Raw genomic sequence first — 25,511 nt, 5'->3', positions numbered from 1 at the left:
CGCGCCAATGAAATCGAGGGGGGGCGGAGCCGCCTGGTAGCCGATGGGGTCAGATCCGTTCGCCACGCGAACGGCTCTGACCCCTGACCAAGGTCAGGCCAGGCCTTCGGCCTTCAGCGCGGCCTGCACGCCGGCATCGGCGTCCATGCGTGCCTTGTAGGCGGCCAGGTTGTCCAGGCCGGACAGATCAACCTTGGTACCGGCGGCCCAGCGCAGGGTGATGTAGAAGTACGGGTCGGCGAAGCTGCGGAAGCCGGCCAGCCAGGGCTTGTCGGCCAGCTGCTTGTCAGCGGTCTCGAACAGGCCACGCAGGCGCTTGTGCGCGGCGGCGCGGATCGCGTCGTACTGGCTCTCGTCGGCGATGAACTTGCCCGGCGCGAACAGCGGCGAGAAGGCCGGGTGCACGTCGGAATTGACGAAGGCCAGCCAGCGGGTGGCTTCGGCGCGCTGGCGCGGGCTGCCATCACCGGCGAGGCCGGCCTGCGGGAAGCTGTCGGCGATGTAGCCCATGATCGCGGCGTTCTGCAGCAGCACGAAGTCGCCGTCGACCAGTGCGGGAACGGCACCGGCCGGATTGATCTTCAGGAATTCCGGACCCTTCAGGGTGTCCTTGTTCAGCAGTTCAACCTCGAACGGCTGGCCGGTCCACTGCAGGGCGATGTGGTCGGCGGTGGAACAGGCACCGGGCTTGCTGTACAGCTTCATGGGAACTCCAGGTGATGCGGGCGGGAAACGCCCACTATCCCAGAGCCCGGCGGCGGCCGGCAACGCTGCCGCCAGCACGGATCGTTACGATTGCCGCGGCTTGAGGTTCTGCACCTTGTAGAAGGTGTGATCGCCGATGGTCGCCACCTGGTAGGCGTTGCGCCAGTTCGGGCTGGCGATGGACAGCGCGGCGAAGTGGCTGGCACCGGGCACGATCTCGCGGCGTTCGCCGGCCGGCAGCGCCCAGTTGCGCTCGGCGTCGAAAGCCACGTTCATCGCTTCGCTCCACGCCGCGTCATTGCCCAGCTGGGTGCCGGGGGAGACGATGGTCGGTGCGAACTGCTTGCGCGCGGTGACCACCTGGCACATCGAGTCGCCCCACAGGCCACTGTCGAGACGGCGCAGGGCGACCTCGGCAACAGCCTGCTGGCCGCGCAGGGTCTGGTCGCGGGCTTCCAGGTAGACGGTGGTGCTCAAACACAGTGAATCAGCGGCCGGCTGAGGCAACAACTGCGACAGCCAGAGAATCCAGGCCAGTTTCATATAACTCCTTGCTCCGTATGGGCCGCACCCTCCGGTTCCGGCCGCGGGGCGACAGGAGGTGGGGGACGACTTGGCGTCATGGGGAGGCGGCCATCGGGGCCGCCCCGTGGGCAGCCCCAAAAGAAACGATCAGTACCGATCGTGGGGACTGCGCCGGCTCACCGGAAACTGGCTGGTGAGCGGAAAGATGGCGCAAGGTAGGGGGGCATAGCCGAACGCATCGTGAACCGCTCGGCTTGACATTCAGGTTCAACCGGGGTGACGGAAATCACATTCCGTCCCCCATTCAGGCGCTCATCAGAGCGCGGCGGCGACCCGGCTGCCCTGGTCGATGGCGCGTTTCGCATCGAGTTCGGCGGCCACGTCGGCACCGCCGATCAGCTGCGCGTTGATGCCGGCCGCCTGCAGTTCGGCCTGCAGCGTGCGGTTCGGTTCCTGCCCGGCGCAGATCACCACATGGTCGACCGGCAGCAGCTGTTCGCTGCCGTCCACGCGGATGCGCAGGCCCTCGTCGTCCACCCCCAGGTACTCGACGCCACCGAGCATGCGCACGCCCTTGGCCTTCAGCGTGGCGCGATGGATCCAGCCGGTGGTCTTGCCCAGCCGCGCGCCCGGCTTGCCCGGGCTGCGCTGCAGCAGCCACAAGCGCCGCGGTGACGGCTCGACCTCGGGCCGACCCAGCGAGCCGCGTGCCTCGAAGCTGGGGTCCACGCCCCATTCGGCCATCCAGCGCTGCGGATCCAGCGAGGGGGATTCACCGGCGTGGCTGAGGAATTCGCCGACATCGAAGCCGATGCCGCCGGCGCCGATGATCGCCGCATTGGCGCCCACTTCGACCCGTCCCAGCAGCACGTCCAGGTAGCTCACCACCTTGGCGTGATCGGCACCGGGGAAATCGACCTTGCGCGGGGTGATGCCGGTGGCCAGCACCACCTCGTCGAAGCCAGCCAGTTGGGAAGCGTCGACGCGGGTGCCCAGGCGCAGCTGTACGCCGGTCTCCTGCAGCGCGTGGCGGAAGTAGCGCAGGGTCTCGTGGAACTCTTCCTTGCCGGGGATGCGCTTGGCCACGTTGAACTGGCCGCCGATCTCATCATTGGCATCGAACAGGGTGACCTGGTGGCCACGCTGGGCAGCGACAATGGCGCAGGCCAGGCCGGCGGGGCCGGCGCCGACCACCGCAACCTTCTTCGGCGTAGCAGTGGGACGATAGACCAGCTCGGTCTCGTGGGCGGCGCGCGGATTGACCAGGCAGCTGGCCAGCTTGTTCTCGAACACGTGGTCCAGGCAAGCCTGGTTGCAGGCGATGCAGGTGTTGATCGCCTCCGCGCGGCCGGCACGGGCCTTGTTCGGCCACTGCGGGTCGGCCAGCAGCGGGCGTGCCAGCGACACCATGTCGGCGCCGCCACCGGCCAGGATGCGTTCGGCAACGTCGGGCATGTTGATGCGGTTGGTCGCCACCAGCGGTACCTTCACATGCGGCTTGAGCTTGGCGGTGACGCCGGCAAAGGCCGCGCGCGGCACCGAGGTGGCGATGGTCGGAATGCGTGCTTCGTGCCAGCCGATGCCGGAATTGATGATCGTTGCGCCAGCCGCCTCGATCGCCTGCGCCTGTTGAACGATCTCGTCCCAGTCGCTGCCGTCGTCGACCAGATCCACCAGTGACAGGCGGTAGATGATGATGAAGTCCGGGCCACAGGCCTCGCGGATGCGGCGCACGATCTCGACCGCGAAGCGCATGCGCTGGCGCGCGTCGCCGCCCCAGGCATCGGCGCGCTTGTTGGTGCGCGGGGCGATGAACTCGTTGATGAGGTAGCCCTCCGAGCCCATCACTTCCACGCCGTCGTAGCCGGCCTCGCGGGCCAGCTTCGCGCTGCGAGCGTAGTCGGCGATATGGCGCTCTACGCCGCTGGCCGACAATGCGCGCGGGGTGAACGGGTTGATCGGTGCCTTCAGCTTCGACGGTGCCACCGACAACGGGTGGTAGGCATAGCGGCCGGCATGCAGCAACTGCAGGCAGATCTTCGCGCCGTGCTGGTGCGCGGCGGCGGTGAGCTGGCGGTGCGGCCGCACTTCCCAGGGCCAGGACAGCTTGCCACCGAATGGCTTCAGCCAACCGACCACATTGGGCGCGAAGCCGCCGGTGACGATCAGGCCGACGCCGCCCTCGGCGCGCTCGGCGAAGTAGGCCGCCAGCCGTGGGAAGTCGCGGGCGCGATCTTCCAGGCCGGTGTGCATCGAACCCATCAGGACGCGGTTGCGCAGCTGGGTGAAGCCCAGATCCAGCGGGGCGAACAGGTGGGGATAGGCGCTTTCGTTGGCTGGCGACATGGTCGATACGCTTGCGTACGGAAGCGCGAAGCGTGCCGCGAAACGGCGGCCGGGGCAAGGGCCGCTTCTTTGGGAGGGCTGGCCGCTGTCTGACGGTTTGGTAGTGCCGGCCGCTGGCCGGGTGCGCTCGGCACATGCGTGCTGTCGCTCCCGCGTTTCGCTGCGCGAATCGCGGGCCCCACTCACCGGCCTCCAACCCCCGCGCCTGCGGCGCTGCCCCCGAACTGCGGGGGCGGTAGTGCCGGCCGCTGGCCGGGTGCGCTCGGCACATGCGTGCTGTCGCTCCCGCGTTTCGCTGCGCGAATCGCGGGCCCCACTCACCGGCCTCCAACCCCCGCGCCTGCGGCGCTGCCCCCGAACTCCGGGGGCGGTAGTGCCGGCCGCTGGCCGGCATTGCGGTCAACTCAGGGCGATTGCGGTTGCCGGCCAGCGGCCGGCACTACCGGAGCAGGCCGACCGATCCCGAACCAGCCCAGCGTCACTCCGCACAGCGGCCCGATCAGCAGGGCGAAGGCGAGGGTGCCGAGGCCGACATTGCCGCCCAGGCACCAGCCCAGCAGCAGTACGCTGCCTTCGATCAGGCTGCGCACCTTCCAGATCGGCCAGCCGGTACGGGCATGCAGACCGGTCATCAGGCCATCGCGTGGCCCCGGGCCAAGGCGGGCACCGATGTACAGGCCGGTGGCCAGCGCCACCAGCAGCATGCCGGCACAGAACATCGCCACCTGCCAGCCAAGGCCGACGGCCGGCGGCAGCAGCCACAGCCCGAACTGTGCGGAGGGGCCGATCAGCATCACGTTGAGCACGGTGCCGAGGCCCGGCTTCTGCCGCAGGGGCCACCACAGCAGGAGCACCAATGCACCGATGGCATTGGTTGCCAGGCCGAATGACAGCGGCGTCTGCGCGGCGATGCCCTGCGACAGCACATCCCAGGGTGCCACGCCGATGGCGGCGCGGATCATCAGCGAGGCGCCGAAGCCGTACAGGAACAGGCCGGTGATCAATTGCAGCAGGCGCAAGGGCAGGGCGGTGGGCATGGCGGTCCGGGGGGCGGGGATCTGTTTCCACCGTATCGCCGTTTCTGCACCATCCATAGATACAGATGCCGGCCAATCCGCCGCTACAGGCAGCGTCGATCCCGCGTAGAGGCTGTGGTGTAGAGCCGAGCCCCTGATCGGCTCCGCACCGCGGCGTCAGTCGTCCCAGCCGACCAGCGCCAGCTTGCCCACCGTGCGCCCGCTGGCCAGGCGCTGATGCGCGATGTCCAGGTTGGCCGCATTGATCGTGCCCAGCGTCTCATTGAGCGTACCGCGCAGCTGGCCGGCATCGATCATGCTGGCCGCACGGCTGAGGATGCGGTGCTGTTCGATGCAGTCGGCGGTGGCGAAGCGCGAACGCGCGAACATGAATTCCCAGTGGATGCCGATGCATTTGGCCTTGTAGGGATCGCCGATGCGCAGTGCACCCCGCGGCTCGACGATCAGGCCGACGTGGCCCTGCGGTGCCAGCAGCTGGCCCAGTTCATCCCAGTAGTGGTCGGTGTCGGCCAGATTGAGCGCGACCTGCACCGCATCGATGCCCAGCGCCTGCAACTGGGGCTGCAGTGGCTGCCGATGGTCGATCACATGCGCGGCCCCCATCTGTCGGCACCAGTCGATCGAGGCCTCGCGCGAGGCGGTGGCGATCACCTCGAAACCGGCATGGCGCGCCAGCTGGATCGCCATCGAGCCGACGCCGCCGGCGCCGCCGATCACCAGCAGGTGCTGGCCCACGTGGCGGCGGCCATCGAGCTGCAGCGGCATGCGCTGGAACAGCAGTTCCCAGGCTGTGAGAGTGGTCAGCGGCAGCGCGGCCGCTTCAGCGAAATCGAGCGTGGTCGGCTTGCGGGCGACCAGGCGCTCATCAACCCACTGGTACTGGGCGTTGCAGCCCGGTCGGGTCACGTCACCGGCGAAGTAGACCTCGTCACCGGAGGCGAACAGGCTGGCCTCGTCACCGATGGCTTCGACCACGCCGGCTGCGTCCCAGCCGAGCACCCGGGGAACCTCAAGGGTGGCCGGATCGGTGGCGGCCCGCTGCTTGCCATCGACGGGGTTGACCGAAACCGCTTCGATCCGCACCAGCAGATCGCGGCCGCGAGGAGGCAGCGGCGGTGGCAGGAGGACATCACGCAGGGCGGGCGCGTATTCACGACTCAGGGCGACGGCTTTCATCACGGCTCCGGCTGGGTTCGTGATCCCATCATAAGGTTCCTCACGTTTCCTCAGACGCGCTGAACCGTGTGATGCAGCACGTTGCGCAATATGTCGCTTCTCGCACCTAAACCCCGTCAAACCCTTGCAGCGTGTGGGTCTTGCGGATTTTCATCATCCTGTATAGGGTTTCAACGTCGGACCGGTGGACGGTCGGGCGCAACACTTCACATGTTACGGGACTGTTAACATGGCCTTCACCCGCCTGAGCATAATGTTCGCGGCGGTGGCGTGCTGAATCGGCTGTCGAACATCGACGCACTAGTGCTGGCCCATGCCTCTACCGGTTTCATACCCCCGAAATAGGAGCTGTACTCAATGAACAAGAAGATCCTTACTGCCGCGCTGCTGGGCGGCCTGGCTTTCGCCCAGGCAGCTTCTGCGCAGGAGTTCGATGACCGCTGGTACCTGACCGGTTCGGCCGGCTTCAACTTCCAGGACAGCGACCGTCTGACCAATGACGCTCCGTTCGTGACCCTGGGCCTGGGTAAGTTCATCAGCCCGAACTGGTCGCTGGACGGTGAGCTGAACTACCAGAACCCGAACTTCGACAGCAACCAGGACCTGAACTGGTCGCAGTACGGCGTCTCGCTGGACCTGCGTCGCCACTTCATCAAGGAAGGCCGCGGCTGGAACCCGTACATCGTCGGTGGCCTGGGCTACCAGAAGTCGGAAGAAGAGTACGCTGCGCTCGACAACAACGGCCCGCGCCAGCGTAAGGACGGCAATGTTGCTGCCAAGCTGGGCGTCGGCCTGCAGACCACCTTCGAGAAGCGTGTTGCTGTCCGCGCCGAAGTGGCCTACCGCGCTGACTTCGACGACCAGAGCATCGCCGCACGTGACGAAAGCTGGTTCGGCGACGTGCTGGCTTCGGTCGGCGTCGTGATCCCGCTGGGCCCGGCTCCGGTCGCGGCTGCTCCGGCTCCGGCTCCGGTTGCCCCGAGCTGCGCCGACCTGGACGACGACGGTGACGGCGTCAACAACTGCGACGACAAGTGCCCGAACTCGCAGCCGGGTCAGACCATCGGTCCGGACGGTTGCCCGGTTCCGGTCTCCATCGACCTGAAGGGCGTCAACTTCGACTTCGACAAGTCGAACCTGCGTCCGGACGCCGTGGCGATCCTGAGCGAAGCCACCGAGATCCTGAAGCGTTACCCGGATCTGCGCGTTGAAGTTGCCGGTCACACCGACTCGAAGGGTACCGACGCTTACAACCAGAAGCTGTCGGAGCGTCGTGCTACCGCCGTGTACAACTACCTGACCAAGAACGGCGTTGACGCCGGTCGCCTGGTCGGCCCGATCGGCTACGGCGAGAGCCGTCCGATTGCTCCGAACACCAACCCGGATGGTTCGGACAACCCGGAAGGTCGCGCCAAGAACCGTCGTACCGAGCTGAACGTCCAGAACTAAGTTCTGACGCTCTGCCCGTAGGACACAGCAGGACCCGGCTTCGGCCGGGTCTTGTTGTTTCTGCGGGCAGGACGCTCGCCTGTGACGGGGCAAGGCAACCGTTCGTCGGTCTTTTCTCCGTAAAACCAATAAGTTGTCGTATTCATTGAAAGTGGCGCTTGAAAGCTGACGCGGCATTGCTAAACTCGCCGCGTCACTTCCTTCCGTGGATGCCCCTCATGCTGCGCTCTGCATCGGCCGCCGTCCTGGCGCTGGCCCTGGTTCCCGCCGCCCACGCTGCGGTCGATTGCTCGGTCAACACCAGCGCCTCGCCGCTGCCGTTGCCGGCCACGACCATCGCGCCAGTGGCCGACGAGCTGTACATCCGTGGCAACCAGCTGGGCATGCCGGCCGGTGTGCTGAGCAGCAACTACGATCCGTCGCAGTCGCTGGACCAGGTGCTGCAGCGCCTGCGCATCGACGGCTGCCAGAACATCGCCAAGGCCATTCCGAGCGCACCGGCGGTGAAGCCGAACGATCCGGCGGCCTACAAGCCGCAGACCGAATTCGACAACACGCCCTGGCGCTTCGACATGAGCCAGAACGGCAAGCGCATGACCGCCGAAGAGTTCGACGCCTGGATGAAGGCGCGCGGCGTTCGCGTGGTCAAGGCGCGTCCGGCTCCGGCCGCCACTCCGGCCCCGGCCGAAGCACCGGCTGAGACCAAGCCGGTCGACAAGAAGTAAGCGCCGCGGGGAGCAGAGGCTTGCGCACGCGCCGCCCACCTGCCGCCCCCGCCGCCCGCTCCCGCGCATCGCGTGGGCGTGCGACTCCGAATGTCTCCAGTGGCGTGCGCCATGGCCTGGCGCGGGTGCTGTCCAAGGCGGGTGTGTGCTCGCGCAGCGAGGCCGCGCGCTGGATTGCCGAGGGCCGCGTGCGCGTGTCCGGCCGCATCGTCCGTGATCCCGAATTCCCGATTGCCAGTCCGCCCCCGCCGATCGAGGTCGACGGCCAGCCGATGGGGGCGCCGCAGCGCCTGTACCTGATGCTCAACAAGCCGCGCGGGGTGGTCACCACGGCGCAGGACGAGCGTGGTCGCGACACCGTGTATCGCTGCTTCGATGGTGCCGGCCTGCCGTGGATCGCGCCGGTCGGGCGCCTGGACAAGGCCAGCGAAGGCTTGCTGTTGTTCAGCAATGATCCGCAGTGGGCGGCGCACCTGACCGATCCGGATACCGGCCCGCAGAAGACCTATCACGTGCAGGTGGATCGTCTGCCCGATGAGGACACCCTGGCCGCGCTGCGCGCCGGTGTCGAAGACGCGGGCGAGCTCCTCGCCGCCCGTGCCGTGCGCGTACTGCGCAGTGGCGACAAGACCGCATGGCTGGAGGTGGTCCTCGACGAGGGCCGCAACCGCCATATCCGCCGCCTGTTGGCGGCCTTCGACCTGCAGGTGCTGCGCCTGGTCCGGGTCGCGATCGGTGGGCTGGTGCTCGGCGATCTCGGCAAGGGCCAGTGGCGGGTTCTGCAGGTCAGCGACCAGCAGCGGCTGGGGGCCGCTGCACCGGGCTGATCATCGCCCGTGGCCGGCAGTTGCCGGCCGCCGTTCCAGGCGTAGGGGGCGCCTGGCTGTCGACATTCCCGAACGGAGCCTGCCATGTACCACCTGACCCTCAATCAAACCCTGCGCTGTGCAGGCCTGCTGCTGCCGATGGTGCTGCTGGCCGCCTGCGGCGGCCACAAGAAGGTGGCCAAGGCGGAAACGCCTGCCGAGACCCCGGTGGTGGAAGTGAAGACCCCGGAGCTGGATGGTCGCGGCAGTTACCGCTTCCTGATGAGCAACGGCGACAAGAAGATGACCGCCGATGAGTTCGATGCCTGGATGAAGGCCAACGGAATCCGCGTTGCCAAGGGCAATGGCCAGGACGCTGCCGCCAAGCCGGTAGTGGTGGCCAGCAAGGAAGAGCCGAAGGGCAAGAAGAAAAAGAAGTGACGCCAGTGGGTGCCGACCTCGGTCGGCACGCCATCAAGCTGCGGTAGGTGCCGACCTTGGTCGGCACGCTTTGACCGCTGGGATCATCCCTTGACCACGCCCAGTTCGACACCGATGCGGGTGAACGCATCAATCGCCCGGTCCAGGTGCTCGCGGCTGTGCGCGGCGCTGATCTGGGTACGGATGCGGGCCTGGCCCTTGGGCACCACCGGGAAGAAGAAGCCGATCGCGTAGATGCCTTCTTCCAGCAGGCGCTCGGCGAACTTCTGCGCCAACGGTGCGTCATACAGCATCACCGGGCTGATCGGATGCACGCCCGGCTTCACGTCGAAACCGGCGGCGGTCATCTTCTCGCGGAAGTAGGCGGTGTTCTCGGCCAGGGTGCTGCGCAGGTCGTCAGCGGCAGCCAGCATTTCGAACGCCTTGATGCCGGCGGCCACCACGTGCGGCGGCAGCGAGTTGGAGAACAGGTACGGGCGCGAGCGCTGGCGCAGCAGTTCGATCACCTCGGCGCTGGCGCAGGTGAAGCCGCCCAGTGCGCCGCCCATGGCCTTGCCCAGAGTGCCGGTGATGATGTCGATCTTCTCCAGCACCCCCTTCACTTCGGCCGAGCCGCGGCCGGTGGCGCCAAGGAAGCCGGTGGCGTGGCATTCGTCGATGTGCACCAGGGCGTTGTACTTCTTTGCCAGCGCGGTGATCTCGTCCAGCGGCGCGATGAAGCCATCCATCGAGAAAACGCCGTCGGTGGTGATCAGCTTGGTCTTGCAGCCGGCGGCATCGGCGGCCTGCAGCTGGGCTTCCAGATCGGCCATGTCACAGTTGGCGTAGCGGAAGCGCTTGGCCTTGCACAGGCGCACGCCGTCGATGATCGAAGCATGGTTCAGTGCATCGGAAATGATCGCGTCGTTCTCGCCAAGCAGCGGCTCGAACAGGCCGCCGTTGGCGTCGAAGCAGGCCGCGTACAGGATGGTGTCCTGCTTGCCGAAGAAGTCGGCGATCTGCTTTTCCAGCTGCTTGTGCAGGTCCTGCGTGCCGCAGATGAAGCGCACCGAGGCCATGCCGAAGCCGTGGGTATCGAGTGCGTCCTTGGCGGCCTGGATCAGGTCCGGATGGTCGGCCAGTCCCAGGTAGTTGTTGGCACAGAAATTCAGCACCTTGCGGCCGTCGTCGAGGGTGATCTCGGCCGACTGCGGGCTGGTGATGATCCGCTCGGACTTGAACAGGCCCTGGGCGCGGATGGCGTCCAGTTCCTCGGCGTAGTGGCGGGTCAGGGCGGAGGAGGCGTCGGTCATGGCGTGGGCACGGCTCTGAACGGGAAACCGCTGATTCTACCGGGCATCGCCGCGTGCCGACCGGCCCGGGCGGGGCATCGCCACGGCCGGCACATGTTGCATCGCAATAGCAAAGTGGTTAAAAATTCGTGAACCGGAGCTGTCCCGTTCCGGCCGATACGCCCGCCCTCGGCCTTCCACGCCACCGCCCCCACCGGAGACGCTCATGAAGCACGCCCGTGCCTGCCTCGCCATTGCCGCTGCCTTGACCCTGGCTGCCCCGTTCGCCGCCAGTGCCCAGGAAAACGAATCGCCGTACAGCTGGAACGTCACCGCTGTGTCGGACTACCTGTTCCGTGGTGTCTCGCAGACCGACGAAAAGCCGACCCTGCAGGCCGGTTTCACCTACACCTCGCCGGTAGGCCTGTATGCCGGTGTCTGGGGGTCGGGCGTGGACTTTGGTCCGGGCGACCCGAACACCGAGGTCGACTACCAGATCGGTTACGGCGTGGACGTCACCCCGCGCGTCAACTTCGATGTGCTGCTGAACCGCTATACCTACATCGGTGCCAGCAACCAGAACTACAACGAGCTGGTGACCACCACCACGCTGGATGAGACCTACAAGCTGACCGTGGCCTACACCAATGACCAGTGGAACAGCGGCACCGACGGTTGGTACTACGGTGTCGGCGGCCAGTGGGGCCTGCCGCGTGACTTCACCCTCAACGCCAATGTCGGCCGCAGCAGCTTCGAGAAGGGCCTGGCCAAGGACTACACCGACTGGAACGTCGGCGTCAGCCGCCAGTTCGGCCTGTTCAACGTCGGCCTGGGCTACTACGGTACCGACGGCAATGGCCGTGACAACTCGGGCAAGCTGGCACACAGCCGCGTGCTGCTGACCGTGGCGATCGGCCAATAACCCGTGCTTCGGTAGGTGCCAGGCTTGCCTGGCACGCTTTGCGAAAAAGGCGCCCATCGGGCGCCTTTTTCAATTTCAAGGTGTGCCGAGCAAGCTCGGCACCCACCCATCGCGTGCGGCGTTGGTCAATTCCAGCTCAATACCACCTTGCCGGCCTTGCCTTCTTCCATCAGGTCGAAACCCTTCTGGAAGTCGTCGATCGGCAGCTGGTGGGTCATCACCTTGCCGAGCGGGAAGCCGGACAGCACCAGCTGGGTCATCTTGTACCAGGTCTCGTACATCTTGCGGCCGTAGATGCCCTGCACGGTCAGGCCCTTGAAGATGATCTTGTCCCAGTCGCAGCCGGCACCCTTGGGCATGATGCCCAGCATGGCGATCTTGCCACCGTGGTACATGCAGTCGAGCATGTCGTTGAACGCACGAGGGTTGCCGCTCATTTCCAGGCCCACATCGAAGCCCTCCATGTGCAGTTCCTTCATCACGTCCTTCAGCGACTGGTTGGCGACGTTGACCACCCGGGTGGCGCCCATGTCGGCGGCCAGCTTCAGGCGGAAGTCGTTGACGTCGGTCACCACCACGTTGCGCGCACCGATGTGCTTGCAGATGCCGGCAGCGATGATGCCGATCGGGCCCGCGCCGGTGATCAGCACGTCCTCACCGATCACGTCGAATTCCAGTGCGCAGTGCGCTGCGTTGCCGTACGGGTCGAAGAACGCGGCCAGCTCCGACGGGATCTGGTCCGGGATCGGCCACAGGTTGCTGGCCGGCATCACCATGTATTCGGCAAAGGCGCCATTGACGTTGACGCCGATGCCGACGGTGTTCGGGCACAGGTGCGGGCGGCCGCCGCGGCAGTTGCGGCAGTGGCCGCAGACGATGTGGCCTTCGGCCGAGACGCGCTGGCCGATCTCGTAGCCGGTCACGCCCGGGCCGATTTCGGCAATGCGGCCGACAAATTCATGGCCGATGGTCAGGCCCGGCTTGATCGTGCGCTGGCTCCACTCGTCCCACAGGTAGATGTGCAGGTCGGTACCGCAGATCGCGGTCTTCTCGAGCTTGATCAACACCTGGTTGGGGCCCGGAGTCGGCACCGGAACCTCTTCCATCCAGATGCCCTTGGCTGCTTCGCGCTTGACCAGGGCCTTCATCGTTTGCTGCGCCATCGGGGTGGAACTCATCAGGGGGGAAAGCGCGGATTATAGGGTGCCGCGCGGATTTCCCATGTTGCGCTGCGGGTGCAGTGGCGGAACGAAAGGCGTGCGCCGGCGGGCGTTTCGAACGTACTGCGAACAGCGGCGCCGCTTCGCTCGCCGGGCATGGCCCGGCGCTACCGTCCGAGGCCAAGGGACTGTGGGGAGGCGAGAGGCAAGGCCGATGCAGGACCGTGAGCGCCATGGATGGCGCGACCGAGCCCCCATGGGTGAGGGCGCTTTGCTTGCGAAGCACTGCTTCGCAAGCGCCCGAACGCACAGCCGCCAGCGGCTGGGCCGGGCCGCGGAGCGGGGTTTACGGCGTGTCCTGCATCGGCCTGGCCTCTCGTCTCTGACCGATCGCAATGGAGACGCTGAACGGTGGGCGCACCTGATTGCATGACTTCCGGGGTTCGGGCCGGGGCAGGGCGGCGGGCTACAATCGAGGGTTCCACTACCAGGGGCCGCTCCATGCGCTCGAACCTGCTTGCATTCTCCATCGTCGCCAGCCTTGGGCTGGTCCAGGTCGCCCACGCCGCAGAAGGCATGTGGGTGCCGCAGCAGCTGCCGGAAATTGCCGGGCCGCTGCAGAAGGCCGGCCTGAAGCTGTCCCCGGAGCAGCTGGCCGACCTGACCGGTGACCCGATGGGTGCGGTGGTTGCGCTGGGGGGCTGCACTGCCAGCTTCGTCTCGCCGCAGGGCCTGGTGGTCACCAACCACCACTGCGCGTATGGCGCCATCCAGCTGAATTCGACCGCGCAGAAGAACCTGATCAAGGACGGCTTCAACGCGCCGACCCTGAAGGACGAACTGAGCGCCGGCCCGAACGCCCGCGTGTTCGTGCTCGACCAGATCACCGACGTCACCGCCCAGGCCAAGGCCGCCATCGCCGCCGCCGGCAACGACCCGCTGGCCCGCAGTCGCGCGCTGGACGCCTTCGACAAGGCCCAGGTTGCCGCCTGTGAAGCCGATGCCGGCTTCCGCTGCCGCCTGTACAGCTTCTCCGGCGGCAACACCTATCGCCTGTTCCGCAACATGGAAATCAAGGACGTGCGCCTGGTCTACGCGCCCCCGGGCAGCGTCGGCAAGTTCGGCGGCGACGTCGACAACTGGATGTGGCCGCGCCACACCGGCGATTTCTCGTTCTACCGCGCCTACGTCGGCAAGGACGGCAAGCCGGCCGCCTTCGCCGCCGACAACGTGCCGTACCAGCCCAAGCACTTCCTGAAGTTCGCCGACCAGCCGCTGGGCGCCGACGACTTCGTGATGGTTGCCGGCTACCCGGGCCGCACCAACCGCTACGCGCTGGCCGGTGAGTTCAACGAAACCGCCAGCTTCACCTACCCGACCATCGCCAAGCACTACAACGCCGTGCTGAAGATGATCGCCGACGCCGGCAAGGCCGACGCCGACGTCAAGGTGAAGTACGCCGCCACCGCCGCCAGCATGAACAACGTGGCCAAGAACTACCTGGGCCAGCTGGAAGGCTTCAAGCGCATCGACGCCGCCGGCCAGAAGCAGGCTGAAGAAGCTGCCGTGCTGGCCTGGCTGAAGAAGCAGGGTGCCGCCGGCAAGCCGGCCCTGGCGGCGCACGCGCAGCTGGTCAAGCACCTGGATACCAGCAAGGCGACCCGCGAGCGCGACCTGTTCGTCGGCCAGTTCAACAACACCTCGGCCGTTGGTGCGGCAATCACCCTGTACCGCCTGTCGATCGAGCGCAGCAAGCCGGATGCCGAGCGCGAAGCCGGTTACCAGGAACGCGACCTGACCACCATCGAAGGTGGCCTCAAGCAGATGGACCGCCGCTATGTGGCGAAGATGGACCAGCAGCTGCAGGCCTACTGGCTGGAGCAGTACGTGGCCCTGCCGGCCGCGCAGCGCGACAATGAAGTGCTGAACAAGTGGCTGGCCGGTAGCGATGCCAACGCAGTCAAGGCGCTGGTGGGCAAGCTGTCGGGCACCGAGCTCGGCAGCCTGGACGCACGCCTGAAATGGTTCAAGGCCGACCGTGCCGCATTCGAAGCCAGCAGCGATCCGGCCATCCAGTACGCCGTGGCTGTCATGCCGGCACTGCTGAAGCAGGAAGAGCAGAAGAAGATCCGCGAAGGTGAATCGCTGACCGCGCGTCCGCTGTACCTGCAGGCCGTGGCCGACTACAAGAAGAGCCAGGGCGAGTTCGTCTACCCGGACGCCAACCTGTCGCTGCGCATCACCTTCGGCAACGTCATGGGCTACGGCAAGGACGGCGTGAAGTACACCCCGTTCACCACCCTGGAAGGCGTGGCGGCGAAGGAAACCGGTGAAGATCCGTTCGATTCGCCGAAGGCGCTGCTCGATGCGGTCAAGGCCAAGCGTTATGGCGGCCTGGAAGACAAGCGCATCGGTTCGGTGCCGGTGAACTTCCTGTCCAACCTGGACATCACCGGCGGCAATTCGGGTTCGCCGGTGCTGGACGCCAACGGCAAGCTGGTCGGCCTGGCATTCGATGGCAACTGGGAATCGGTCAGCTCCAACTGGGTGTTCGACCCGGTGATGACCCGCATGATCGCCGTCGACAGCCGCTACATGCAGTGGATCATGCAGGAAGTGGCGCCGGCGCCGCAGCTGCTGAAGGAACTGAACCTGGCGAAATAAACCGGTTGCGGTAGTGCCGGCCGCTGGCCGGCAAACCCGACCCGATGGCCGGGAATTCCGAAACCCCGCGACCCACGTCGCGGGGTTTTTTCATGCCCGCCCCGACCCGGCGCGCCGAACAGGTATCATCCGTGTTCCGCGCACTTCACAGGATGTGAACGAAACGCGGGAACCTCCTCCCCCCAGGACCCCTTGCACGCATGCGCATCCTGCTTGCCCGCCACGGTGAAACGCCGTGGAACGCCGAAGGCCGCTATCAGGGCCAGATCGACATCCCGCTGTCGCCGATCGGCGAAGCCCAGGCCCAGGCACTGGGTGCCCGCCTGGCCTCGGTCGACATCACCCGTGCCGTCGCCTCGCCGCTGTCGCGCGCGCAGCGCACCGCGCAGCTGGCGCTTGGCGCCGCCCGTGCCGACATGCTGCTGACCGAGCCGGAACTGCAGGAAATCGCCCACGGCGAATGGGAAGGGCTGCTGGCCAGCGAGATCCACGAGAAGGATCCGTCGCGCCTGCAGGCCTGGCGCGAGGAGCCGGATACCGTGCTGATGCCCGGCGGCGAATCGCTGCGCCTGGTGCTGGAGCGCAGCTGGCGCGGCCTGGCCCGCGCCACCGACGGCCTCGGCGAGCACGACACCCTGCTGGTGGTTGCCCATGACGCGGTGAACCGCGTGATCCTGTGCAAGGTGCTGGGCCTGCCGATCTCCCGCCTGTGGACCTTCCGCCAGGCACCGACCACGCTCAACCTGCTCGAAGGCGCAGACCTTGACAGCCTGGAAGTGGTGCGCCTGAACGACTGCGCCCACCACACGCCGTTCTTCGGCGAAGCCAAGCACCGCGCACTCTGATCGATCCCCTCGCACCAACTGCTTCTGCTGGAACCGCTGCCGTGACGAACACCCCGACCACCCTGGCCGACTGGCTGGACTACATTGAACGCCAGCATCCGGCGAGCATCGACATGGGCCTGGAGCGCGTGCGCGCCGTGGCCACGGCGATGGGCCTGGGGGCGCCGGCCAAGCGCACCATCGTGGTCGGTGGCACCAACGGCAAGGGCTCCACCGTGGCCTTCATCGAAGCCATTGCACGTGCCGCCGGCTGGAAGGTCGGCGCGTACACCTCGCCGCACCTGCTGCGCTACAACGAGCGCGTGCGCATCGACGGCCAGGACGTGGACGATGCCGCGCTGGTCGCTGCGTTCAGTGCGGTCGAGGCCGCGCGTGGCGAGACCACGCTGACCTATTTCGAGTACGGCACGCTGGCTGCGCTGCAGCTGTTCGCCGACGCCGGGCTGGACCTGGCGGTGCTGGAAGTGGGCCTGGGCGGCCGCCTGGATGCGGTCAACATCGTCGATGCCGACGTGGCGGTGATCACCACCGTGGACATCGACCACGCCGAATGGCTGGGCGAGGACCGCGAGGCGATCGGCACCGAGAAGGCCGGCATCATCCGCGGCTGGAAGCCGGTGATCCTGGGCGAGACCGACCCGCCCTCGAGCGTGCTCGCGCGTGCCTACCTGGTCGGTGCCAACGCGATCCGCGGCGGCAGTGATTACTTCTACGAGCCGATCGACGCCCAGCGCTGGCGCTGGCGCGATGTCGGCCTGCGCATGGAGCTGCCGACCCCGGCGCTGGCCGGCCCGATCCAGCTGGCCAATGCCGGTGCGGCCATCGCCGCGCTGCGCGCGCTGGACAAGCCGGTGCCGCGCGCGGCGTGGGCCGCCGGTATCGCGGCGGCGCGCATTCCGGGCCGCCTGCAGGCGTTCGAGCGTGGCGGTGTGCAGATCCGCGTCGACGTCGGGCACAACCCGCAGGCGGCGGGCCAGCTGGCGCGCGCGCTGAAGGCCGAGGCGTCGGCCGGGCGCACCTTGGCGGTGTATGCCGCATTGCAGGACAAGGACGCGGCGGGTGTGGTGCAGGCATTGCAGGGCGTGGTTGGCGAGTGGACCCTTGCCGGCCTGGACGGCCCGCGTGGCCAGAGTGCCGCCCAGTTGCAGGCGCGCCTGGCCGAGACCGCTGCTGGCAGCGCGCAGCTGGCCGCTTCGGTCGAACAGGCGCTGGCGCAGGTACTGGCCCGGGCCGAGCGCGGTGACCGCGTACTGGTGTTTGGCTCCTTCCATACCGCTGCCGCCGCGTTGCAGTGGTTGCAGGGCAGCGCCTGAGCCACGTTCAGCCAATCCCGACGCCGTCCGGTCCGGCACCCGTATAATCGACCGCAACCTCCGGACAGTTGCCGCCTCACGTGGATACGCCTCTGAAACAGCGTCTGATTGGTGCCATCGTGCTGGTTGCACTGGCCGTGATTTTCCTGCCGATGCTGGTCAAGGGGCCTGCACCGGACAGCGGCGTGGCCTCGGTGCCGATCGCCGCGCCGGATGCACCGGCCGATGGCCAGTTCGAAACCCGTGAACTGCCGCTGGTGGCCCCGGCCGGTGGGGCTACCGGCCTGCAGACCGGGCAGGCCAAGCCGCTGCAGGAGGCCGCCACGCCGGCCACGCCGCCGACCGTGGACACGTCCCCGGCGGTTGCCGCCGGCAACTACGCCGTCACTTTCGGCGCATACGGCAGCAAGGCCGACGCCGATGCCGTGATCGCCTACCTGCAGCGCTCGCAGCTGCCGGGCTTCGCAGAAGCGACTACCATCAACGGCCGTCAGGCATGGCGTGTGCGCGTGGGGCCGTATGCCGACCGTGCACAGGCCGAGGCGGCCCGGCTGCAGGCGGTGAAGATCCGCGCCGATGTGAAGGCCGAAGTGATCACTCTGGATGCCGCAACGGGCAGCAGCGCCCCGGTGGCAGCTACCCCGGCACCGGCTACGCCAAGCGCCAGTACCCCGTCCGCAGCCACCTCGCCGTCCGCCAGCAGCAACCCGGTGCGCAGCGAAAGCCTGCCGCCGAGTACGCCGACTGCGACGGCCACTCCGGCGGCCAAGCCCGAGCCGCCGAAGCCGGCGCCGAAGCCCGAAACCCCGAAGCCCGAGCCGAAGCCGGAGGCCACCGCCAGCAAGCCGGCGACGGCACCGGCCACGCCGGCTGCACCGGCGGCCAGCGGCGTCGGCTTCGCCGTGCAGCTGGGCGCGTTCGGCCAGGCCAGCGATGCCAATGCGCTGCGTGACAAGGTCCGTGCTGCCGGCTTCAGCGCCTTCGTCGAGCAGGTGCGTACCGAAAAGGGCACCCTGCATCGCGTCCGTGTCGGACCGGTGGCCAACCGGGCTGACGCCGAACAGCTGAAGGCGCAGGTCGCCGCCAAGGTTGGCGTCGCCGGCATGGTCCGACCGCACCCATGACCGACGTGCAGGCCCGTTGCCAGCGCCGCCGAAGGAGCGGGGCGCCATGATCGACGTGGTGCTGCTGATCGTGATCGCTGCCTCGACCCTGCTCGGGATGCTGCGTGGCTTCGTGGGAATCGTCATCGGCACGTTGTCGTGGCTGCTGGCCGCGTGGGCGGCCTTCGCCTTCGGCAACGATGCCGCGCGCTGGTGGGCGGCACCCGCGGCACCTGGCGGCGAACATTTCGTCGGCGGCTACCTGGGCGTGGGTATTGGCGTGATGATCGTGGTCGCGGTGATCGGCATGGTCATCAAGGCGATGATCCACCGCAGCATGCTGACCAGCCTGGACCGGTTGCTGGGCGGTGTACTGGGGGCCGTGCGCGGTGGCCTGATCGCGGCGATCCTGGTGCTGCTGGCCGGCTTCACCCCGCTGACCGCCGAGCCCTCCTGGAAGCGCTCGGCGGTTCGCCCGGTGCTGAATCCGGCCGTGGCCTGGATGAACGGGAAGCTGCCGCACTGGCAGGTACCCGGCGCCGACATGCTGCCCAAGGCCTTGCCGACCGACATGCTGTCCCCATCTGCATTGATGGAATTGGGGAAGAACGCAGGCGCCGGGTTGGGAAAGCCGGGCGCGGCAGGCGATAATGGCATCCTCAACCAGGTAGTGGCGGGCGGCGGATGGCTGCGGCCCGCGAAAGCGGAACAGGGCGATGCATACGATCCGGCCGAAGTGCGCCCGGACGCCCCAGCACTGCCGGACAGTATCGAGCCGGACGATCCGGCCAATGTCGACCGCAGGCGCGGCGACCACCGCGGCCAGGTACGGCCACCTTCCTTGTAACTGGGCACAGCCCAGCGGAGACCTCGCACCATGTGTGGCATCGTCGGAATCGTCGGCAACCAGAACGTCGCCGGGCAGTTGTATGACGGCTTGACCGTTCTCCAGCATCGCGGCCAGGACGCGGCAGGTATCGCCACCGCCAATGGCAGCCGCCTGCGGGTGCAGAAGGCCACCGGCCTGGTCCGCGATGTGTTCGACGCCCGCACCATGTCCACGCTGGAAGGCAGCGTCGGCATCGCGCACGTGCGCTATCCGACGGCAGGTTCGGAAGGCATGGACGAGGCACAGCCGTTCTACGTGAATTCGCCTTACGGCATCGCGCTGGCCCACAACGGCAACCTGATCAACACCGAGGCGCTGCGCCAGCAGGTGTTCGAACAGGACCGGCGCAACGTCAACACCGATTCGGACAGCGAAGTGCTGTTGAACGTGTTTGCCTACGAACTGGAGCAGCAGCGCCAGCTCAGCCCGGAAGCCGCGATCCGCGCGGTGGCCGGCGTGCATCGCCGCTGCAAGGGCGGCTATGCAGTGGTCAGCGTGGTGCTGGGCCTGGGCCTGGTGGCCTTCCGCGACCCGCATGGCATCCGCCCGCTGGTGCTGGGCAAGCGCAGCCACGCAGAAGGCGACGAGTACATCGTGGCGTCCGAGTCGGCCGCACTGGACGTACTGGGTTTCCAGCGCGTGCGTGACGTGCAGCCGGGCGAAGCGCTGGTGATCACCGCGCGCGGCGAGCTGTTCTCGGAAATCTGCGCCGAGCCGGCCGAGCACACCCCGTGCATCTTCGAATACGTGTACTTCGCGCGACCGGATTCGATGATCGACAACGTCTCGGTGCACAAGGCACGCATGCGCATGGGCATCAAGCTGGGCGAGAAGATCCTGCGCCTGCGCCCGGACCACGACATCGACACCATCATCCCGATCCCGGATACCTCGCGCGATGCCGCGCTGGAGATCTCCAATGTGCTCGGGGTGAAGTACCGCGAAGGCTTCATCAAGAACCGCTACATCGGCCGCACCTTCATCATGCCGGGGCAGGGGGAACGCGTGAAGTCGGTGCGCCGCAAGCTCAACCCGATCCACCTGGAGTTCCGCAACCGCGTGGTGCTGCTGGTGGACGATTCGATCGTGCGTGGCACCACCAGCCAGCAGATCGTGCAGATGGCCCGTGATGCCGGCGCGCGCAAGGTCTACCTGGCCAGCGCCGCGCCGCCGGTGCGCTACCCGAACATCTACGGCATCGACATGCCGGCGGCCGAAGAGCTGGTCGCGCACAACCGCACGGTGGAAGAGATCGAGGCCCACCTGGGCTGCGACTGGCTGATCTACCAGGACCTGGAAGACATGGAAGCGGCGGTGAGCGAAGGCAACCCGGCGCTGCGCAGCTTCGATTCGTCCTGCTTCAACGGCCACTACCCGACCGGTATCGAGCCGGGCTACTTCGAGCGCATCCAGCAGTTGCGTTCGGACGATGCCAAGCACAAGCGCCGCGCCTGAGGATCAGGCGTGGTGGATGTGCCCGACGTTGGTGGCGACCTGCTGCGCGCTGCGCAGCAGTGCCTGGCTGAAGCCGATCCGCTGCGCAAGGTCGCATTGACCCAGGCGTATGCGGCCGCGTTCCGTGCCGGTCGCCTGAAGGTGGCCGCGGATGCGCCGCCGCCGGATCCGATCTGCATGCCGGGTCGTCCGGGACGACTGGTGCTGGTGCATCCGCGCGAGGTACCACGGCGTGGACTGGGCGGCGTGGAAGGGCGGGCTGCCTTCATCCACGCCATCGCCCATATCGAGCTCAACGCGATCGACCTGGCCTGGGACGCGGTGTACCGGTTCCGGGGCCTGCCGTCGGCGTTCCATGCTGATTGGGTCAGCTGTGCCGATGACGAATCGCGGCATTTCATGCTGCTGCACGAGCGCCTGCAGGTGCATGGCCACGACTATGCTGATTTCCCCGCACACAACGGTCTGTGGGAAATGTGCGAAAAGACCGCGCATGACGGCCTGGCGCGCATGGCGCTGGTGCCGCGCGTGCTGGAAGCGCGTGGCCTGGACGTCACCCCGGGCATGATCGAGAAGCTGCGCAATGTCGGTGATGGCGAAACCGCCGATGTGCTGGAGGTGATCCTGCGCGAGGAAGTGGCGCATGTTGCCGCCGGTTCGCGCTGGTATCGCTGGTACTGCGACCGCGCCGGTGTCGAGCCGCGCGCGCGTTTCAAGGAGCTGCTGGTGGAGTACGCCGGCGGCTACCTGCATGGGCCGTTCAACATGGAAGCGCGCCTGCTGGCTGGATTCGATGCGGACGAACTCGCCAACCTGGTCGAGCAGGCCGTTTGAAAAAAGGGGACGGAGGGAATTAAGTCGTTTGTGCCAAAACGACTTAATTCCCTCCGTCCCTTTTTTTCATGCGTTCGGCAGAACCACGCGCTTGCCATCCACCGTTGGACGGTTGATGTAGAACAGGCCCGGGCCCGGCCGGTACGGCAGCTCGCTGACGCCGGCATCGGCGGCGTAGGTCAGTGCGGTGTCGCCCAGCGCGTCGAAGTTCCAGTGCGCCGACTGCATCAGGTAACGCCGCCGCAACAGCGCCTCCTGGGTTTGCGTCAGTGGCTGTCCGGCCACCAGTCGTCGTGCGATGGGTTGCAGGGCGGACGGCAGCTCCCAGCCGGGGACTGCGTTGGCATTGGCCGTCCATCGCACGCCGGCATCAATGGCATGCTGCTGCATCACCTGAAGCGCGATCAGCTGGTAGCGCCAGTCGATGCGCCGGCGCAATACCACGGCCGCCGTCACGTACAGCACCGGTGACAGCAGTACGCTGCGGCTGCCGGCGCGACGCTGTTGCTGCCACTGGTGCCAGACATCCACCCAGACTTCCTTTTCGTCCAGGCCCAGCTGCTGCCGCCAGCGCTCGGCGTCGGCCTGTGCCTCGGCGTAGGCCGTGGTCGCCTGCAGGATCGCCAGCGGTGGCGTCTGGTACTCGGCCACGCTCGGGCGGCGCAGCAGCTGCCGGCGCGGGCGACTGAGCAGCTTGGGCCCTTCTTCGAGCTGGTTGTAGCCGCCGCCGATGTTGGCGTGCACGCCGGGCAGTGCGATCTCGGTGAACGCTGGCGCCACGCTGGTCAATGGATAGTGCTGGCGATGCTCGTCACGCGCGCTCAGTTGCAGCACCTGCCTGGCAACGCCTGCATGCAGCGCGAGGTGAGGTTGTTCGTCGGTGCGGCCACCGCTGACCGCAACCACCGTGTCGAACAGGCCGATGAAGCGCAGCGGCGGATCGGCCGGGGCGAAGTCCGTTGTGCAGGACAGGCCAGCGGCCTGCAACAGCTGCCGCCAGCGGGTGCGATCCCAGGCCTGCAACTGGTTGGCCACATCGCGCGCGGCGGCCGCGCCCCGTGAAAAGCCGAACAGATCCAGCTGCACGCCACGCAGTGGTCGCTGCCAGCGTGCAGCAAGTGCACCCAGTGCCGCCGGCAGCAGCACCTGCAGCGCACGCTGCACTTTGGCGCGCACACCGCTGGCGCCAATGCCGAACGCCAGTCCGATCAGGTCGTCGTCGGCGTCATCGCGGGTACCGACACCTTCCACGTAGATCGACAGGGACGGGGGCGCCGATGTCCCGCTGCGGCTGTCCGGGTACAGCTGCTGCAGGCGGGCGATGTTGGTCAGGCCATTGTCGTAGCTGCTGGTCAACCGGCTCTGGTAGGTCGAATCGTCATCCGCACGCAGCTGCGCCGGGCGCGGCTGCGGCAGCTGGGGCCTGCCACGGGCCAGGTTGTGTGCGTTGTTGCGGGTGCCATCGAAGAACAGCCCGATCCGCAGCAAGCCGACATCTTCGTCCGTGTCCTGCGATGGTGCCATGTGCATTCCCCGTCGTGGCTGCGTCACGGTAGCGCGAAAGCGGCGTATTCGCGACGTGTAGCAACGCTTTTGACCTTACTTAATCCAGATGCGGTCGATCACAAATCCTGATTTTCACTTCTCTCGCCTATTGAATTCACACGCCCCGCGCAGGCCATATGGTCAGACCCGGCACACCGGGTCGTGCTGCATCAACGCTGTTCACATCATTCAAGGAGCGACGCAATGTTGTCCAGATCGATTGGCAAAGCGGCAGGTGGCCTGGTGTTGGGTTTGTCGGTGGCAGCGGCCGCGCATGCGGCACCGTTGTTCGAGCCGGTGACGGTCATCAGCCGCGCATCGGCAAACAGCGAGCCCGCACTGGGCAAGCTGCTGGCCACCCCGTCCACGGCGACGGTACAGGAAGTGCGTGTCGATGCAGCAGCTACTGCACAACCGCAGCTGGAATTCGAACTGCTCGGCCGGCGGGTGCAGGCGGTGCGCAGCAAGGTCGAAGCACTGCCCGATGGCGGCAGCATCTGGTACGGCCAGTTCCGTTCGCCCTCGGACAAACTGACCGCGGCCACCTCCAACGGCCAGGACGACCCCGGCAATTCGCTGATCCTGGTGCGCTCGGGCGACACCGTCACCGGCTCGATCCGCAAGGATGGAAAGCTGTATCGCCTGCGCCCGTTGGGCAACCGCCACGTGCTGGTGGAAGTGGATGAATCGCGGATGCCGGCCGACCATCCGGCCGACTACAACCAGCTGCCGAAGATCCCGATGGGCAACAACGATCGCATCGGCATCGCGCAGGCATCGTCCGGTACGCCGGCGACCATCCGTGTGCTGGTGGTAGCGACCAATGCCGCCGTCGCCGCCTATGGCGGCAACATGCAGTCGCTGGTGCAGCTGGCGGTGGCCGAATCCAACCAGGGCTACGTCAACAGCAACGTCGGCATCACCATGCAGCTGGCCGGTTACGAGACCACCAGCTACACCGAGTCGGGCAGCTTCGACACCGACCTGGCACGCTTCCGTGGCACCAGTGATGGCTACATGGACAGCATCCACACCAGCCGCAACAACACGGCGGCCGACGTCGGCGTGCTGCTGATCAACAACACCGCCTACTGTGGCCTGGCCTCGGGCATCGGCTCGACCGCGTCTACGGCGTTCGCGGCGGTGTACTGGGATTGCGCGACCGGCTACTACTCGTTCGCGCATGAGATCGGCCACCTGCAGAGCGCGCGGCATGACATCGCCACCGACCCGAGCACATCGCCCTACGCCTATGGCCACGGCTACCGCTATGAGCCGTCCAGCGGCACCGGCTGGCGCACGATCATGGCCTACAACTGCACCCGCAGTTGCCCGCGCCTGAACTACTGGTCCAACCCGAACATCAGCTACAACGGCATCCCGATGGGCAATGCCAGCACCGCAGACAACCAGCGCGTGCTGGTCAACACCAAGGCCACCATCGCGGCATTCCGCTGAGGCCAGGCGCCGGCCAGGGTCGGCGTCTACCCGGGCGCGTTCACCGGCTCGGGTAGATGCCAACCCTGGTTGGCATCCTGCAATCCATCAATCGCGGGCGAGCGTATCCAGCGACCAGCCGCTGGCATCCACGCGCAGCACCGAGCCCTGTTCGTACCAGTCACCCAGCACGATACGGATGCAATCGCGTCCACCGGCCTGCAGTGCGTGGATGGCCGGACGGTGCGTGTGACCGTGGATCATGGTGTCCACGCCGTGGCGTACGAAGGTAGCATCGACTTCGGACGGGGCCACGTCGGTGACGGTCTCGAACTGCGCGCGATCGCCCTGCTTCATTTCCGACTGGCGGGCCTGGCTCGCCTCGCGCGCCTTCTGCGCGAAGGCGATGCGTGCGGCCAGCGGCTGCGACAGGAACTGCGCCTGGAACACCGGGTCGCGGGTCTGCGCACGGAACTGCTGGTAGGGGATGTCATCGGTGCACAGCAGGTCACCATGCTGCAGCAGCACCGGGCGGCCGTACAGCTCGATCACGCACGGGTCGGGCAGGATGCGCAGGCCGGCACGGCGCGCATAGTCCTCGCCAAGCAGGAAATCGCGGTTGCCGCGGATGAAGTACACGGGCACGCCGCTGTCGGACAGCACCTTCAACGCATCGGCCACCGCATCGGCAGCCGGGGAGGGCGTGTCGTCGCCGATCCAGGCCTCGAACAGGTCGCCGAGGATGTACAGCGCATCGGCGCCGGGCGCCTGCTCGCGCAGGAAGCGCAGGAACAGGTCGGTGATCTCCGGACGGCTGGGGTCCAGGTGCAGGTCGGATATGAACAACGTGGTCATGCCTGCAT

Annotated in this window: 22 protein-coding genes; 13 read left to right on the top strand and 9 right to left on the bottom strand. The window is 67.1% G+C overall.

The window, feature by feature from the left end:
• Positions 1-93: 93 nt before the first annotated feature.
• The 5 genes from AC5P74_RS16315 to AC5P74_RS16295 form a co-directional block, all read right to left on the bottom strand.
• The gene (locus tag AC5P74_RS16315; RefSeq protein ID WP_053501065.1) at positions 94-705 is read right to left on the bottom strand and encodes a glutathione S-transferase N-terminal domain-containing protein; all 612 of its coding nucleotides are present in this window, start codon (positions 703-705) and stop codon (positions 94-96) included.
• A gap of 84 nt (positions 706-789) precedes the next feature.
• Complete coding sequence (locus tag AC5P74_RS16310) at positions 790-1,248, bottom strand: cell wall hydrolase (protein ID WP_004154513.1); 459 nt, start codon at positions 1,246-1,248, stop codon at positions 790-792.
• A 297-nt stretch (positions 1,249-1,545) separates the two neighbouring features.
• Positions 1,546-3,576: an NADPH-dependent 2,4-dienoyl-CoA reductase gene (locus AC5P74_RS16305; RefSeq protein ID WP_329841340.1), complete on the bottom strand. Its 2,031-nt coding sequence runs from the start codon at positions 3,574-3,576 to the stop codon at positions 1,546-1,548.
• A 404-nt stretch (positions 3,577-3,980) separates the two neighbouring features.
• Positions 3,981-4,613 (bottom strand): membrane protein YczE, encoded by a 633-nt coding sequence (gene yczE / locus AC5P74_RS16300; protein ID WP_005415435.1) that lies wholly within the window; start codon positions 4,611-4,613, stop codon positions 3,981-3,983.
• 156 nt (positions 4,614-4,769) lie between these two features.
• Entirely contained in the window at positions 4,770-5,789 is a 1,020-nt protein-coding gene (locus AC5P74_RS16295; RefSeq protein WP_053501218.1) for a zinc-binding alcohol dehydrogenase family protein, read from the bottom strand.
• Between the two features lie 357 nt (positions 5,790-6,146).
• Between AC5P74_RS16295 and AC5P74_RS16290 the strand changes: the two genes are divergently transcribed.
• The 4 genes from AC5P74_RS16290 to AC5P74_RS16275 all read left to right on the top strand — a co-directional run bounded on the left by AC5P74_RS16290 (position 6,147) and on the right by AC5P74_RS16275 (position 9,210).
• A complete protein-coding gene (locus AC5P74_RS16290) occupies positions 6,147-7,238 on the top strand; it encodes an OmpA family protein (RefSeq protein ID WP_049416163.1) in 1,092 nt (363 codons plus the stop codon).
• A gap of 218 nt (positions 7,239-7,456) precedes the next feature.
• Positions 7,457-7,963 carry a hypothetical protein gene (locus AC5P74_RS16285; RefSeq protein WP_005408235.1) on the top strand — a complete coding sequence of 169 codons (507 nt, stop codon included), beginning with the start codon at positions 7,457-7,459 and terminating at the stop codon, positions 7,961-7,963.
• Positions 7,964-7,983: 20 nt separating this feature from the next.
• Positions 7,984-8,790 (top strand): pseudouridine synthase, encoded by an 807-nt coding sequence (locus AC5P74_RS16280; protein WP_495204988.1) that lies wholly within the window; start codon positions 7,984-7,986, stop codon positions 8,788-8,790.
• An 84-nt stretch (positions 8,791-8,874) separates the two neighbouring features.
• Complete coding sequence (locus tag AC5P74_RS16275) at positions 8,875-9,210, top strand: hypothetical protein (protein ID WP_053501208.1); 336 nt, start codon at positions 8,875-8,877, stop codon at positions 9,208-9,210.
• 83 nt (positions 9,211-9,293) lie between these two features.
• Here the strand turns inward: AC5P74_RS16275 and kbl are convergent, their stop codons facing one another.
• On the bottom strand, positions 9,294-10,502 hold the full coding sequence (gene kbl, locus AC5P74_RS16270; RefSeq protein WP_005415440.1) for a glycine C-acetyltransferase: 1,209 nt from the start codon (positions 10,500-10,502) through the stop codon (positions 9,294-9,296).
• A gap of 205 nt (positions 10,503-10,707) precedes the next feature.
• Here kbl and AC5P74_RS16265 point away from each other — a divergent pair, with 205 nt between their 5' ends.
• Positions 10,708-11,403 carry a TorF family putative porin gene (locus AC5P74_RS16265; RefSeq protein WP_171957858.1) on the top strand — a complete coding sequence of 232 codons (696 nt, stop codon included), beginning with the start codon at positions 10,708-10,710 and terminating at the stop codon, positions 11,401-11,403.
• 125 nt (positions 11,404-11,528) lie between these two features.
• On the opposite strand, the gene tdh is transcribed toward AC5P74_RS16265, so the two are convergent.
• Entirely contained in the window at positions 11,529-12,551 is a 1,023-nt protein-coding gene (gene tdh / locus AC5P74_RS16260) for an L-threonine 3-dehydrogenase (RefSeq protein ID WP_005415442.1), read from the bottom strand.
• A gap of 513 nt (positions 12,552-13,064) precedes the next feature.
• Between tdh and AC5P74_RS16255 the strand changes: the two genes are divergently transcribed.
• The 7 genes from AC5P74_RS16255 to AC5P74_RS16225 all read left to right on the top strand — a co-directional run bounded on the left by AC5P74_RS16255 (position 13,065) and on the right by AC5P74_RS16225 (position 21,666).
• A complete protein-coding gene (locus AC5P74_RS16255) occupies positions 13,065-15,227 on the top strand; it encodes a S46 family peptidase (RefSeq protein ID WP_053500141.1) in 2,163 nt (720 codons plus the stop codon).
• Between the two features lie 200 nt (positions 15,228-15,427).
• Positions 15,428-16,072 carry a histidine phosphatase family protein gene (locus AC5P74_RS16250; protein WP_005415444.1) on the top strand — a complete coding sequence of 215 codons (645 nt, stop codon included), beginning with the start codon at positions 15,428-15,430 and terminating at the stop codon, positions 16,070-16,072.
• Positions 16,073-16,113: 41 nt separating this feature from the next.
• Positions 16,114-17,385, top strand: coding sequence for a bifunctional tetrahydrofolate synthase/dihydrofolate synthase (gene folC, locus AC5P74_RS16245; RefSeq protein WP_070490517.1), 1,272 nt, complete (start codon positions 16,114-16,116; stop codon positions 17,383-17,385).
• A gap of 80 nt (positions 17,386-17,465) precedes the next feature.
• Entirely contained in the window at positions 17,466-18,509 is a 1,044-nt protein-coding gene (locus tag AC5P74_RS16240; RefSeq protein WP_069138935.1) for an SPOR domain-containing protein, read from the top strand.
• Between the two features lie 46 nt (positions 18,510-18,555).
• Positions 18,556-19,335 carry a CvpA family protein gene (locus AC5P74_RS16235; protein WP_005415448.1) on the top strand — a complete coding sequence of 260 codons (780 nt, stop codon included), beginning with the start codon at positions 18,556-18,558 and terminating at the stop codon, positions 19,333-19,335.
• Between the two features lie 30 nt (positions 19,336-19,365).
• Positions 19,366-20,832 carry an amidophosphoribosyltransferase gene (gene purF / locus AC5P74_RS16230; RefSeq protein ID WP_049414284.1) on the top strand — a complete coding sequence of 489 codons (1,467 nt, stop codon included), beginning with the start codon at positions 19,366-19,368 and terminating at the stop codon, positions 20,830-20,832.
• A gap of 9 nt (positions 20,833-20,841) precedes the next feature.
• Positions 20,842-21,666, top strand: coding sequence for a ferritin-like domain-containing protein (locus AC5P74_RS16225; protein WP_065185786.1), 825 nt, complete (start codon positions 20,842-20,844; stop codon positions 21,664-21,666).
• A 66-nt stretch (positions 21,667-21,732) separates the two neighbouring features.
• Here the strand turns inward: AC5P74_RS16225 and AC5P74_RS16220 are convergent, their stop codons facing one another.
• Positions 21,733-23,190 carry a T6SS phospholipase effector Tle1-like catalytic domain-containing protein gene (locus AC5P74_RS16220; RefSeq protein ID WP_329841354.1) on the bottom strand — a complete coding sequence of 486 codons (1,458 nt, stop codon included), beginning with the start codon at positions 23,188-23,190 and terminating at the stop codon, positions 21,733-21,735.
• 225 nt (positions 23,191-23,415) lie between these two features.
• On the opposite strand from AC5P74_RS16220, the gene AC5P74_RS16215 reads away from it, so the two are divergent.
• A complete protein-coding gene (locus AC5P74_RS16215) occupies positions 23,416-24,669 on the top strand; it encodes a M12 family metallo-peptidase (RefSeq protein ID WP_053500129.1) in 1,254 nt (417 codons plus the stop codon).
• Between the two features lie 87 nt (positions 24,670-24,756).
• Here AC5P74_RS16215 and lpxH read toward each other — a convergent pair whose 3' ends face one another.
• Positions 24,757-25,503 carry a UDP-2,3-diacylglucosamine diphosphatase gene (gene lpxH, locus AC5P74_RS16210; protein ID WP_005415454.1) on the bottom strand — a complete coding sequence of 249 codons (747 nt, stop codon included), beginning with the start codon at positions 25,501-25,503 and terminating at the stop codon, positions 24,757-24,759.
• Between the last annotated feature and the right edge of the window lie 8 nt (positions 25,504-25,511).

The sequence above is a fragment of the Stenotrophomonas sp. YJH_SMC_94-11 genome (assembly GCF_059370435.1).
The sequence above is the reverse complement of the archived record's forward strand: the minus strand, read 5'-3'. Positions and strand labels throughout refer to the sequence as shown.

Bases quoted from the DNA above. Each gene is read 5' to 3' on its own strand.
- lpxH (WP_005415454.1), bottom strand. From the start codon at position 25,503: ATGACCACGTTGTTCATATCCGACCTGCACCTGGACCCCAGCCGTCCG.
- AC5P74_RS16285 (WP_005408235.1), top strand. From the start codon at position 7,457: ATGCTGCGCTCTGCATCGGCCGCCGTCCTGGCGCTGGCCCTGGTTCCC.
- AC5P74_RS16250 (WP_005415444.1), top strand. From the start codon at position 15,428: ATGCGCATCCTGCTTGCCCGCCACGGTGAAACGCCGTGGAACGCCGAA.
- AC5P74_RS16220 (WP_329841354.1), bottom strand. From the start codon at position 23,190: ATGGCACCATCGCAGGACACGGACGAAGATGTCGGCTTGCTGCGGATC.
- kbl (WP_005415440.1), bottom strand. From the start codon at position 10,502: ATGACCGACGCCTCCTCCGCCCTGACCCGCCACTACGCCGAGGAACTG.
- purF (WP_049414284.1), top strand. From the start codon at position 19,366: ATGTGTGGCATCGTCGGAATCGTCGGCAACCAGAACGTCGCCGGGCAG.
- AC5P74_RS16215 (WP_053500129.1), top strand. From the start codon at position 23,416: ATGTTGTCCAGATCGATTGGCAAAGCGGCAGGTGGCCTGGTGTTGGGT.
- AC5P74_RS16315 (WP_053501065.1), bottom strand. From the start codon at position 705: ATGAAGCTGTACAGCAAGCCCGGTGCCTGTTCCACCGCCGACCACATC.
- AC5P74_RS16265 (WP_171957858.1), top strand. From the start codon at position 10,708: ATGAAGCACGCCCGTGCCTGCCTCGCCATTGCCGCTGCCTTGACCCTG.
- AC5P74_RS16275 (WP_053501208.1), top strand. From the start codon at position 8,875: ATGTACCACCTGACCCTCAATCAAACCCTGCGCTGTGCAGGCCTGCTG.
- yczE (WP_005415435.1), bottom strand. From the start codon at position 4,613: ATGCCCACCGCCCTGCCCTTGCGCCTGCTGCAATTGATCACCGGCCTG.
- AC5P74_RS16255 (WP_053500141.1), top strand. From the start codon at position 13,065: ATGCGCTCGAACCTGCTTGCATTCTCCATCGTCGCCAGCCTTGGGCTG.
- AC5P74_RS16295 (WP_053501218.1), bottom strand. From the start codon at position 5,789: ATGAAAGCCGTCGCCCTGAGTCGTGAATACGCGCCCGCCCTGCGTGAT.
- AC5P74_RS16305 (WP_329841340.1), bottom strand. From the start codon at position 3,576: ATGTCGCCAGCCAACGAAAGCGCCTATCCCCACCTGTTCGCCCCGCTG.
- tdh (WP_005415442.1), bottom strand. From the start codon at position 12,551: ATGAAGGCCCTGGTCAAGCGCGAAGCAGCCAAGGGCATCTGGATGGAA.
- AC5P74_RS16310 (WP_004154513.1), bottom strand. From the start codon at position 1,248: ATGAAACTGGCCTGGATTCTCTGGCTGTCGCAGTTGTTGCCTCAGCCG.
- AC5P74_RS16235 (WP_005415448.1), top strand. From the start codon at position 18,556: ATGATCGACGTGGTGCTGCTGATCGTGATCGCTGCCTCGACCCTGCTC.
- AC5P74_RS16290 (WP_049416163.1), top strand. From the start codon at position 6,147: ATGAACAAGAAGATCCTTACTGCCGCGCTGCTGGGCGGCCTGGCTTTC.